Genomic DNA, 12,700 nt, shown 5'->3' with positions numbered 1-12,700 from the left:
TACCCTGTCCTCGGCATGCTGGCGTACGCTACAGGTATTAAAAAGTATGACCTTGGCTTCCTCGGGTGATTCGACGATCTCGTGGCCCTTCTCCATAAGCATCCCTGCGATGAGCTCGGAATCTCTTTCGTTCATCTGACAGCCGAAGGTGCGGATGTAGACTTTTTCCTTCAATTTATTTCCTTTCTTTGATCAATGTTACTCGTTCACTAGGTTCAATGCTCTTTCACGCTTTTAGCTTTTGGGGCCCCTGTCCCTTTCGGCCAAGAGAACCACTTCTCTCAACGCATCCTCGTTGCCGGCCTCGAGCCATTTTTTGTCGAACTCGGGATCCTGTGCCACCTGGGCGAAAGCTGCAAGAACCCTGAGATGAAGCTGGCGCTCGTCCGATGAACTGGCAAGAACGAATATCACATGGGCCACCTCATCATTCGGGAAAACAACTCCTTTTTTCGCCCTTGCCAGCAGCACGCTGAAAAATTCTTTCTTCTCCACGAATACGTGGGGCATGGCCAGACCCTTCCTTAGAACGGTGCTCGACTCCTTCTCCCGCTTGAGGAACTTATCGAACAGGAAATCCGGATCCAGCCCCGCTTGTTCACCTATCAAGCCGGATACCTTCCTGAAAAAGTCCTCCGCCCGCATGATCTCGGTTATATCCAGTACCCGCGCTTTTTCGATGAGGTCGTGGAACCTGTCCTTCTCAAGATCGTCCCTTTTCATGACGATATCCCTGAGTTCGGTCAGAAGATTCTCGGAAGCAAGCTCCTCGTCCTTGGAAACCAGCTTCTCCAATACATGCATGAGAGCCGAGTCCTGGCTTGAACGCTTTCTGGCGTATATCCTGTACCAGAGATAGCCAAGAGCGAGGAACCCGATCGTGAGGAATATTATAAAGGTCCCCATCTCCACCAGAATAAAAACACCGCTCATTACCCCGAAGATCTGTATATATGGATACATCGGTGAGCGGAATTTAGGCCGGTAGCTGGTGATCCTGCTCTTTCTGAACATGATCACCGTAAGATTTGCGAAGATAAAGAGCACTATCAGAAGACTGGAGGCGATCTTGACAAGAACTTCAAGACGCAGCAGCAAAATACTGGCGACCATGAATAGGCCGGTTACAAGAATAGATACATAAGGCGTCTTGAACCGGGGGCTTACCTTGTTGAACCACTTGGGCAGGAGCTTATCCCGGCTCATGCCGAGTGGATATCTCGAAGCTGTCATGATCCCCGCGTTGGCTGTTGATATGAAAGCCAGGAAGGCCCCGACACTGACTATTATCTTCAAAAGCTCTCCACCGAAAACACCCGCCCCGTCTGAAACGGGCGTAAGGTCGTGCTTGAGCATCTCAAGATCGAGGACCCCCACTGTAATGAAGATGACCGCCGCGAACATAACAGTTGTCACTATTATGGACAGTATCATTCCCAAAGGCAGGATCCTCCCGGGCTGTTCTGTCTCCTCGGCCAGAGCCGCGATCTTCGTGAGACCCCCGTATGATATAAAAACAAAGCCCGCCGTGGCGAACATTTTCCCCATCCCCTCTGAGAAAAATGGCGTGAAATGATCGAGATTGACAGCGCTTAAGCCCCAGAAAAAATATACTGTTAATATTGTGATCAGTCCCGCCACCAGAAATATCTGGAACCTGCTGGCGATCTTAACACCGATCAGGTTCAGGAACACAAAAAAGAGGCAGCATGCCACGGCTATGACGTTCAAGGGAATATCCGTGATTATGGAAAGATACGCTCCCATGCCTATCAGAGCAAAGGCCCCTTTCAGGCTGAGCGAGAACCAGGAACTGAATCCTGCCAGGGTGCCGAAAAGCGGTCCGAACCCTCTCATTATATAGAAATAATCCCCCGCCGCCTTGGGCATGGCGGTTGTAAGCTCAGCTACACTCAAAAGCGCGGGAAGGGTCAAGAGTCCTGCCAGAACATATGAAAGCACAACAGCCGGACCGGCCTGTACATAAGCAAGTCCCGGAAGAATGAACAGACCTGAACTGAACATCGCTCCCGTGGCGACACAGAATACATCCAGAAGATTAAGACCTCTTTTCAACTGTTTATCCATATTTATCCTTGAATCGTTTCGGGGAAAGCCTTTCCCGAGGCTGCCCGATCACTAATGGCGAATATATCATGCTTCGCATCCGCTTGAAAAGTCCGATTTGTCCAGCCTCCCCGGGAACGCGGTTCATAGTAATTCTTTTTGATCAGTTATCTATTAGCTACTACGAGCATTTCGAAATCTTCGGTCGTGAGATTATCTTCCCTTGAAAAAGCACCCAGCCTGGCTCCGAAAATATCTATCGCCTTAAACCCGAGGCTCTTCAGAAGCCAGGTTATCTCGCTAGGCGCATAATAACGCTCGTTACATTTGAGTTCTTTTTTGTTGCCCAGATCGTCTTCAAATACTACCGTGTGATGATCTCGAAACGTCATTAGATCGAACGTGTTGCTTCTGTACGTCGCGCTTTCTTTATCGCCTGCCTTTACGCAGAATTGTTCCACGTTATGGTAAAGCGGGAAAAGCGCGTTTAGTGTCGTGAATATAAGCTTTCCGTTATCTTTCAAGACTTTCGTGGCATTCTTGAGTATTCCGTAATTCATCTCATCGGTTTCCATCAGAGGAAAAGCTCCCTCGCAAAGCATTATCGCAAGGTCGAACTGTCTTTCGAAAGGAAGATCCCGCGCGTCATGTTTCTCAAAAACGACTTTCACGCCCACCTCTTTGGCTTTTTCGCGGCCCCTCTTAAGCTGCGCCCCGGACAGGTCAATACCTGTAACATTATACCCTCTTTTCGCTAATTCAATAGAATGGCGTCCAGTGCCGCACCCGATATCGATTATCTCCAAGGACCTATCGCGCCTTATCTCCTCTTCAATGAAATCGCATTCTCCGACAGTGCCCTGGACAAAACATTCCTTGTCGTATTTTTCAGCGTAATTTTCGAATAAAGATTCGTACCATTGTTCCATGTTCCACCTTTTTTAAAGGATCAATTTCCCTCATTCGGTCAAATAGGACTTCTGACCAAATAATCCCTCTAAAATGTCACGACCCTATCGCTTGTTTTTATGATATCGTACATGTCCTTCATCGTTGAAACAGGACACCGCATCATTGCTTGATATAACTATACCAACATTAATTTTTTTCTCCAATTGAATATTCTTGAAAAGACTTACAAGATCGATCCGCTTTTACACACTGGGGTGAATGAACCGTTGTTGGCTATTCGTCCCTTATAGCTTTTACGATATCATCCACGGAAAGCACCTTTCCTTCGCTTACTACCTCATCACCAATGACCAGTGCCGGCGTGAGCATAATGCCCTTACGGGTAATCTCGCCGATATCGGCCACATGCTCGACCTTACCTTCTTTACCCGTCTGCCTGAGCGCCTCCTCGGCCTTATGTGCCAGGTCATTGCACTTCGGACATCCTTTTCCATAGATCTGTATTTTTATCATGGTATCCCCCTTATTTTACTATAGCGCCGAATATGCTCCCGCTTACAGTGGCCATGACCACCACGATAGTCACATAAACGACCGTCTTTTTCAACCCGATAACTCCCTTTATTACAAGCATATTCGGCAGGCTCAGCGCCGGACCCGCCAGAAGAAGCGCCAAAGCCGGGCCTTTTCCCATGCCGGCGCCTAAGAGCCCTCTTAATATAGGCACCTCGGTAAGAGTGGCAAAATACATAAAGGCACCGAAGATCGAAGCGGAGAAATTAGCGAATAAGGAGTTTCCCCCGACAAGCTTTTCAACGAAACTTGAGGGGATAATACCCTCGTGCCCCACTCTGCCGAGAAGAAATCCCGCGATCAATATACCCATAAGCAATAAGGGTAATATCTGAAGGGCGAACTCCCAGCTTGATAAAGTCCATTTTTTAAGCTCGTCCTTTCTGAACCAGTTTGCCAGCACAAAGAACAGTACCAGACCAAAAAAAGCTGTGATCGGCCACTTGACCCTGTATATGACACCGAACAATGCCGGATCCTCCGAGCCGGGTTTGGCCCAGTTGGCAAAAACAAGGATACCTATAAGACAAACGAAATAAACGGCATCCTTCCATAGTGGCCTAGGCGACTCTTCTTCGGGCATCGTGAAGTTACCCTGAGCGTGCCTTTGACGTTCCTCTTTCAGGAATACCAGATGCATCAACAGGCCCACAACAACACTGAAAATAACGGCTGCTACCGCTCTTGCTAGACCAAGTTGCCATCCAAGAACCCTTGCGGTGAATATTACCGCCAGCACATTAATGGCCGGGCCGGAATAAAGAAATGCCATAGCCGGCCCCAATCCGGCGCCTCGCTTGTATATCCCGGAAAAAAGCGGCAATACCGTACAAGAGCAAACAGCCAGGATGCTCCCCGATACGGCCGCAACGCTGTAGGCCACGACTTTCTTGGCTTTCGCCCCGAAATATTTTATCACGGCCGCCTGGCTTACGAAAACCGCTATGGCTCCTGCTATGAAAAAGGCCGGCACAAGGCATAGGAGGACATGCTCCCGGGCATACCACCTGACCAGTGCCAATGCTTCGTATACGGGGTTCCTGAAAGGCAATAGCTCGATCGGCATGAAATAACAAACCAGAAAGCTCACTGCCACAAATAAAAACCTGTAGAGATTCTTCATTCTATCTTCGTCCGCCCGGGGATCCTGCCGCTTTTAAAATGTTTATCAAGCCACCCGTTCTTAACATTATCCCTTGAGTCGAAATACGAAACAAAAGGCTTAATGTCGAGCAAAGGCGTGCCGTCCAGTACGTCAACCTCCGAAAAACTTATCGTATTGGCCTCTACCCCTTCCAGTTTGACGATAGATATGCCTATATGATTCGGCCTTTGAGGGCTTCTTATGGCGAATATGCCGTGCGATTCATCTTCAAGGAACGGCTGAGCGATAAATTTTTCATCTATTGCTCTGTTAAAATGATAGATCAGGATAATATGAGAGAACCCCTCAATATCTTTGAGTCCTTTTTCGTATCCAGCGAACAGTTCGACCTTGCCGGTAACACCTTTCTCGAACTTTCCCTGTATGGGCATCCCTTTTGGGTCCTTGTAAGGCGTTCGTATAGTTCCGATCGGCTTCAAGTAGATACTTTCCATTATCATCCGGTCCTTCAACAAACTTATGATGTTTAAGAGCGCCAAAGGTCTTTCGGTTACCCAGCAGTTACATCAGGTCCGCACCGCCTTCATGCCGGTTAAAATATCACGTGATCTTAGGAAGACCCTTGAGACTTTCAAGCGATTTCTGGATCTCCTCATCGGGCAGGTAATATTCGGACAACTCACCATCCAGGAATTTTTTGTAACCGGCAAGATCCATAAGACCATGCCCGCTGAAATTCATGAGTATTACCTTTTCCCTGCCTTCTTCTTTCGCTTTTTTAGCCTCGTCAATAGCGCATGCAACAGCATGACTGGTCTCGGGCGCACATACCACGCCTTCTGTCCTGGCCCAGACGAGGGCAGATTCATAACACTTGACCTGATCAAAGGACCTGGGTTCAAGCAAACCTTCGTTTACCGCATGGCTTACAAGAGGCGCCATCCCGTGATACCTCAGCCCCCCGGCGTGTATGGGAGGCGGCACGAAACCGTGTCCCAGAGTATACATTGCCAAAAGAGGCGTCATGCAGGCGGTATCCCCGTGATCGTAGGCGAAAGGGCCCTTGGTCAGCGTGGGACAAGCCGTAGGTTCGGTAGGTATCACGGTGATCTCCGCCCCGTTAATCTTGTCATACAAAAACGGGAACGCCAGCCCCGCGAAATTGCTGCCGCCGCCGGCACAGCCTATGACTATATCGGGCAGTTCTTCCCCTACCATCTTAAGCTGCTTTTTGGTCTCAAGTCCTATAATGGTCTGATGGAGCATTACATGGTTGAGCACGCTTCCCAGAGAATACCGGGTCTTGCCGGCCTTATCGCTCACCGCTTCTTCTATCGCCTCGCTTATAGCTATACCAAGGCTGCCCGGGGTATCGGGTGTCTCTTTTAGAACCTTCCTTCCGAACTCCGTTTCATTACTTGGACTTGCCACGCAATTACCCCCCCAGACCCTCATCATGGTCTTTCGCATGGGTTTCTGGTCGAAACTTATCCTCACCATGTAGATCTTGCACTCCAGCCCCACGATCTTACAGGCAAAGGACAGCGCACTTCCCCACTGGCCGGCGCCGGTCTCGGTGGTAAGCTTTTTGATGCCGAACTGCTTGTTGTACCAGGCCTGCGCCACGGCGGTATTGGGTTTATGGCTGCCCGGAGGGCTCAGGCTCTCGTCCTTGTAGTAAATACGCGCAGGTGTCTCAAGGTATTCTTCGAGATAATAAGCTCTCCTAAGCGGACTGGGGCGCCACCTGTAAAGTATTTCCAAAATCTCTTCGGGAATATCGATCCATCTCTCTAGACTGGCTTCCTGTTCTATCAGGTTCATTGGGAAAACAGGCGCCAACTTGTCCGGGGTCAATGGTTGCCCGTCCGGCCCAACGGGTGGTTTCGGCTTGTTCGAGAAATCGGCCATGATATTGTACCATTGGCGGGGTATATCTTTTTCATCGAGATAGATCTTCCTCTTACGCATCTTCTCTCCTTTCTGTAATGCACCACCGGATGGATTGCCCGTTCCGGGAGCATAGAATGTTATTTGGAATATAATAACATTATATAGGCTAAATAACAATAATGGTAAGACCGCTTTCTATGAAATTTATGGGAAGACACGGGAAAGGTATAGAACAGTTCGGTCAGAACGTCATGTTTAGCAACTCGGTATTATTTGCGGCCGAAACAGGATGCATCGGGATAATATGAGGCTTTCCCGCAAGATATTCCACATGAACACGCACGCCATAAGCTTCGGCGATATTATCCTCGGTCAACACTTCCGCCGGGCTTCCTGCGGCAAAGACCGAACCTCTTTCAAGCAATACCACCCGGTCAGCGTAACGAGAGGCCAGGTTAAGATCATGAATGCTCATTATAACGGATACTTCCCTTTCTCCGGCCAGGGATCTCACGGTGTTCATGACCTCCAGCTGGTGCTTTATGTCCAGCCCTCCCGTAGGTTCGTCTAGGAGCATGATCGAAGCTTCCTGGGCCACGGCTCTGGCGATAAGTACCCGCTGCTGCTGGCCTCCGCTTAATTCATTGAAATACCTCATCGACAGGTCCTCAAGATCCATCAATTTCAGAACCTCGATAATCTTGTCCTGGTCTTTAGCTTCATTGAACCAGGCGCGATGAGGATATCGTCCCGAAAGTACCGCATCGAACACCGTAATAGGGAACGTATAGCCCGAACTCTGGGAAAGATACGCCAATGACCTGGCTATCTCCTTGAGATGCATCTTCCCCATATCCATTCCGTCCAGATATACCTTCCCCTTCACCGGTTCGAGTATTCTGTTCATGCATTTTATCAGCGTGGTCTTGCCCGCACCGTTCCTGCCCACAATGGCCAGTATCTGTCCCGGAGCAAGTTCAATGCTCACATCCTTCAGGACAGAAACCCCGGGATATGAAAATTCAATATTCTTTACCCTGAAATTCACCAGTATTCTCTCCCTTTCCTGCCGATTATCAGCAGAAAGAACAATGGACCCCCCAAAAGCGCGGTCACCAGACCCACCGGCAGAACGGAAGGCTCGATCACCGTCATCGATACTATATCGGCTCCCAGAAGGAAAGCCGCCCCGAAAAGACCGGACGCGGGGACCAGGAACCTGTTATCAGAACCGATGAACATGCGCGTAATGTGCGGGGCGACCAAGCCCACAAACCCTATCATGCCGGTAAAACAGATCACACTGGAAGTTACAAGTGACGATAACACGACTATGGATATCCTCACCCTTTCAACATTCACCCCTAGGCTCTTAGCGGTTTCATCCCCCGCGTTCATTATGTTCAACGTTCGTGAGGCCAAAAGAAGAAACACCGAAGATGTTAGCATAACCGCCGCCATCGGACCCAGATCGGCCCAGGTCGTCTTACCCACGTCGCCCATCATCCACAGAGAAAGGGCTTTTAGATCCTCGGCCTGCGCGAAATAACTTATTAGAGTACTGCCCGCCGAAAAAATATAAGCAAGAGAGATTCCCGCCAGGATCATCATACCGGCAGTGGCTTTCTTGAACCTACTCAGAAAAAAGATCAATAACGCCGGAATTAGCGAAAAAAGGAAAGCATTCCCTATCAGAAAATATTCCCCTCCGGCAAACCCCACCCCCATAAGGATCGCCAGACTCGCCCCGAAACCGCCTCCGGCGGATATCCCCAGAGTGAAAGGGCTTGCAAGGGGATTGCGGAGTATAGCCTGCATCTGGACGCCCGCGATGGCAAGACCGAACCCGGCCAATAGCGCCGTGATTATCCTGGGCAGACGTATCATCCATATGACCGAACCGGATACCCCGCTAACACTGAACCTTGAAGGGAAAAACCGTTCCAGAACCGCCTTGAACGCTTCCTTTGAGGAAAATTCCATAGGTCCCACGGTAACCGCGATACCGCTCAAGATTATGATCAGGCAGACAAAGCCAAGGATAAAGAACAGCTTCCTGGCCATGAGTTTCCTGTATTCAGATGCCGGCGGAAAAGATACTTTCACCTTCATTCCCCTGTATATAGATCCAGTTCCTCGACCAGTTCAGTGTATAAAAAGTCTCCCCCGTAGAACCTTTTAAAGACCCGATCGCCTTCTTTTCTTACATCAAGTTCACTGAATTTGTCCGGATGAAATATCTTGGCCATCTGAAAGACCTGTGCTATGGCCCGCTGATGAGGCCACCAGTTACAAAAAGCGGTCGTATAATACACCCGTCCGGTCTTGACCGCATTAACATCCTGCAAAAGTGGGTCCTCGAGAACTTCTTCGATGGTCACCGGAGCTTCCTTGTCGCCGAATTTGCTTTTCTCCCATTCATTCGAGGCATACCTGGATAAAAATATTATATCCGGGTTCCACTTGATTATATGCTCTCTTGAAACAAGTATCCCCCTCTGGCCTTTGGCGAAATTCCTGCAGTCCTTAGCGACATTTATCCCGCCGGCAAGTTCAATCGGATCGAAATCAACTACGGTATTGGTTATATCGCCTGTCCAGCTCGTCCATGCGAAATATACCTTCGGTCTTTCGCTTTCGGGTATATTTGCGGTAATATCCGTAACTAAAGCCAGGGTTTTGTTGATGAATCCGTTAAGATCCTCAGCTTCATCCTCCTTACGCAGAACTTTCCCTATTAGCCTGATCTGTCTTGAGAACATCACCTGCATCGGCACTTCTTGAGGATATGATGCTCCAATGACCACAGCGTCCGTTTTCTCCTCAAAGACGCGTATATCCTGCGGCAGCGAAAAAATAACATCCGGCCGGAGTGAAGCAATAAGCTCTATGTTCTCACCGAAGTTACCCACATCGGGGATCTCAAGAAGCTCGTGCCCGAAAGGGCTTTCTTCCTCGGGCAGAATACAGGTATGGGATATCCCCACCAGCTTGTCCGTGGCTCCCAGAGCTATGATTATTCTGGTATACATCATGAACGGGCTTACCACGCGTTCGACTTTACCGCTGGGGTGCACTTCCCTTCCCGCCAGGTCCGTAATCGCGAAAACCGAACGGGGCAGGATCAGTAAAAAGATCAGTAATGAACCCGCAAATATTCTATTTTTCATCATTCAGTATCCTCTTGGCTACCGGGTGGATCCCTCTGCCGGCCACTATCCAGTAACTGTCGCCGGAACAGGCCAGACAAACGGGTTGATTCTCTTTAATCCTTATTCGCGTTTCCATGACATTCTCGCCGCAGACGGAACAGGTCACCGATTCAAAAATAGGGGCATACTCCATTGCCTGAGGGGTCGCTTCTTCCACCTTGAGAACCTCTTTTTCGGGTTTTTCCAGTATCGCGAAGGAAAGATCCGTCCACAACCTCTTCATGCGCTCACTTTCCCCGGGAGTGAGCTGCTCTCTGCGCTTTACCGCTTTATCGAACAATCTCATCGCCTCGGCGCTTTTCGGATCCTTATCCATCTTATCCCGGTCATACTTCGCGGCAACCCTTACTGCTCTATTTTTCCTGCGATCCACGAAAGTAACTGCCGTCTTGCCCAGGTCCTTGTATATAAGCGCATTATTTCCCAAAGTGCACCCGCTCGCCGCCTGTATCCCGTCAACAAAACAGTTATTACACTCGACCACGGCAAGTATTTCTTCCATACCCGTGCTTTCGGTTATCCCCAGTTCCCTGTAAGCGGCATGTACGGCTCTTACCCCCAGTGCCACATGGGAACAATAATGGCCGTGTATCTCACCGGCCTTTTTCAGAATACCGGTCAGATCACCTCCGGCCAGCATTCTCTTGATATCTTTTCTGGGGTCTTCTCTTTTTTCCATAACTGGTCAACTCCCTGCTTGTTTTTACTTAAAAGGTCAGACTGATCCTGCCGGTTATCATCCTGCCAAGCATGGGAAAACCTTCTCTTTCCTCATAACTGGCATCAAAAATGTTCTCGACAGCGATTCCTACCTTGCCCGTAACATTGTCATTTTCAAGGATCTTGTAGGTCAGATTAAGATCAAATGTCGCGAATTGTTCCAGATCCGCCAATTCGGAAGCACCGGATTTTGTAAGGTCTCCTATGATCACGCTCCTTTTATCCACATATCTCATGACGAATTCGCCCGTGAACGCCCGGAATGAATACGTTATCCCGGCATTTACCTTGTTATCGGGAAGTTCCGTCAGACTATCCGATAGTTCCGAACTCTCATCCAGGATATCACCTTCCTTTTTGGTGGACTGAAAAGTATAATTAGCGAATAAATCCAGTCCAGCCGCCAAACAATATCTTGCCTCGGCCTCGATCCCCCAGAGGATAACCTTATCTATGTTGTAAACCACCCTGGATGGTTTATAGCCGAAGATGGTCCTGATATAATCCTCCACGTCATAATAATATCCTCTTACCTCGAACTTAGCTTTATCGGGGATATTCACACTTAAACCGGCCTCTCCCTGCAGCGCCCTCTCCGGAGAAAGGTCTTTTCTCCCCGTAGGCTGATAACCGGCAAAGAACCAGTAGGATTCAGGCGAGGTGGGGAACCTGTAGGCCTGACCGAAATGCGCTGTTGCCTCAAGACCTTCCCGGATCTGGTACGTTACCCCGAAAGTAGGACTAAGACCCTGCACGTAAAGAACATCGATAGGCTTTGCCCAGTAATTGTCGTAACGCAATCCCATGTCCACATACAGTGAATCCGTTATGTCCCACTCTCCCTGCGCGAAGATAGCATGTCGGCGGCTTGCCTTTTCAGGTTCGTCATACGAAGCGGGCTGTATACGAAAATAAGAACTGTCGGCATGTTTGATCTGCTGCTTGCCGTATCCCAGATACACTCCTTCTGCCCCGTAGACCACCGAATAATCCTCCGCAGGCATGGATATATCCAAAAGCCATCCTCCCGATCTTTCCGGTTCTGTATACCTTTCAAGAACAAGTTTATTCTCGTCATCTATGGCGTAGTAGTATTCCGTTCTTTCCTGCCTGTTAAGATATCCCTGCGCCTTCAAATCAAATGAATCGAATGATTTTTCGAGCTTGACGTCGTACTGGCCTCTTCTGTTGATCCAGTAACTTCCGTCACCCCAGTATTTGGACGCTCTTACCGGTCCGAATGGTCCGGGCCTGCCCCACCAGTGTATGCGGGGGCCTCCTCCGATGTCCTCATCGGATTCGGGATAATCACTGTCATAATTCGACCTGTCTTTTTTGTTCTCTACGACAAAACCCCTTTTCTGCAAGGTATATATCATACCCAGCTCAAGGATCATATCTCGAGGCATTAGCATTTCCAGTCTCCCAGAAAAATTATGCCGGTCAACGAAATTGTTCCTCAGATACCCGTCCGTTCTCCAGTAGCCGTACGAAAGATTGTCGTATACATCTTTAGTGATATTGCCGCTGTGGACTACCGCCGCGTCCACGGTATTAAAAGACCCGTATGATGAACGGATATCGATCTTCATCTTTTCCCTGCCTTTTTTGGGGACTATATTTATAATGCCCCCCAGGGTATCCCCGTACTGGGCGGTTGTGATCCCTCGGATTATTTCCACCCGCTCGATATCTTCTGTAGTGATCGCAGACCAGTCGACATATTCCCCGCCGAAAACACCGCTACCGTTAATGGGTCTGCCGTCCAGAAGCACCTTGTATCTCGATTCGTCAAACCCCCGCAGGATCACTCCACGGCCGGTATCCCCAGCAGGTGAAATGCGCTTAAGATCGATCCCGGCAATATTCTCAAAGAGTCCTTCCGCGGTACCGGATAACCTTGGCTGGTCTATTCTCTTTTCCCGGATGATATCACCCTTCTTGAAGTTTACCGCTCCCATTTTTTCATCTACATAGACCGTACCCAGATCTATATATTCCGGCTTCTCCGCGGCGAGTGCCTGGCAAGAAAGAGCAAAGAACCAAAACAACATCACCGGGAACACCTTTACTGGTTTACGCCACATCCCGTAAAACCGCATACAACCACCCCCCTCTTTTTCCCGGCCCAGAGATGTGGTATAATCATCTCTGGGCTCGGAGTTCTTTCTGACCTCTGGGTTCCAGCCCCGCCGTTCCTTCTGCCAAAGTCGGGCGG

At 49.2% G+C, this 12,700-nt stretch carries 12 protein-coding genes; all 12 read right to left on the bottom strand.

The genetic code is table 11. The annotated features are described in order from the left end of the window. The coding region (locus GF409_05155) for a tRNA (N6-isopentenyl adenosine(37)-C2)-methylthiotransferase MiaB (GenBank protein MBD3426599.1) at positions 1-174 on the bottom strand (174 nt) is incomplete at its 3' end. Positions 175-234: 60 nt separating this feature from the next. After that, positions 235-2,088: an amino acid permease gene (locus tag GF409_05150; GenBank protein MBD3426598.1), complete on the bottom strand. Its 1,854-nt coding sequence runs from the start codon at positions 2,086-2,088 to the stop codon at positions 235-237. Between the two features lie 146 nt (positions 2,089-2,234). Continuing rightward, positions 2,235-2,996 (bottom strand): methyltransferase domain-containing protein, encoded by a 762-nt coding sequence (locus GF409_05145; protein ID MBD3426597.1) that lies wholly within the window; start codon positions 2,994-2,996, stop codon positions 2,235-2,237. A 256-nt stretch (positions 2,997-3,252) separates the two neighbouring features. Then, positions 3,253-3,492, bottom strand: coding sequence for a thioredoxin family protein (locus tag GF409_05140; GenBank protein MBD3426596.1), 240 nt, complete (start codon positions 3,490-3,492; stop codon positions 3,253-3,255). Positions 3,493-3,502: 10 nt separating this feature from the next. Then, positions 3,503-4,675, bottom strand: a complete 1,173-nt coding sequence (locus GF409_05135) for a permease (GenBank protein ID MBD3426595.1) — start codon at positions 4,673-4,675, stop codon at positions 3,503-3,505. Continuing rightward, entirely contained in the window at positions 4,672-5,151 is a 480-nt protein-coding gene (gene tsaA / locus GF409_05130) for a tRNA (N6-threonylcarbamoyladenosine(37)-N6)-methyltransferase TrmO (protein ID MBD3426594.1), read from the bottom strand. The genes GF409_05135 and tsaA overlap by 4 nt, the downstream gene beginning before the upstream one ends. Positions 5,152-5,257: 106 nt before the next feature. Next, on the bottom strand, positions 5,258-6,628 hold the full coding sequence (locus GF409_05125; GenBank protein MBD3426593.1) for a TrpB-like pyridoxal phosphate-dependent enzyme: 1,371 nt from the start codon (positions 6,626-6,628) through the stop codon (positions 5,258-5,260). Positions 6,629-6,791: 163 nt separating this feature from the next. Then, complete coding sequence (locus GF409_05120; protein ID MBD3426592.1) at positions 6,792-7,598, bottom strand: ATP-binding cassette domain-containing protein; 807 nt, start codon at positions 7,596-7,598, stop codon at positions 6,792-6,794. After that, entirely contained in the window at positions 7,595-8,662 is a 1,068-nt protein-coding gene (locus GF409_05115; protein MBD3426591.1) for an iron chelate uptake ABC transporter family permease subunit, read from the bottom strand. Before GF409_05115 ends, GF409_05120 begins: the two co-directional genes overlap by 4 nt. Further along, entirely contained in the window at positions 8,659-9,723 is a 1,065-nt protein-coding gene (locus GF409_05110; protein ID MBD3426590.1) for an ABC transporter substrate-binding protein, read from the bottom strand. The genes GF409_05115 and GF409_05110 overlap by 4 nt, the downstream gene beginning before the upstream one ends. Then, positions 9,710-10,402, bottom strand: a complete 693-nt coding sequence (locus GF409_05105) for a formylmethanofuran dehydrogenase (protein ID MBD3426589.1) — start codon at positions 10,400-10,402, stop codon at positions 9,710-9,712. The genes GF409_05110 and GF409_05105 overlap by 14 nt, the downstream gene beginning before the upstream one ends. Positions 10,403-10,469: 67 nt before the next feature. Next, positions 10,470-12,584: a TonB-dependent receptor plug domain-containing protein gene (locus tag GF409_05100; GenBank protein ID MBD3426588.1), complete on the bottom strand. Its 2,115-nt coding sequence runs from the start codon at positions 12,582-12,584 to the stop codon at positions 10,470-10,472. Between the last annotated feature and the right edge of the window lie 116 nt (positions 12,585-12,700).

This window comes from Candidatus Omnitrophota bacterium (assembly GCA_014728045.1).
Classification (GTDB): Bacteria; Omnitrophota; Gorgyraeia; order Tantalellales; family Tantalellaceae; genus WJMH01.
Note: the sequence above shows the minus strand (reverse complement) of the source record. Positions and strands in the feature narration are given on the sequence as shown.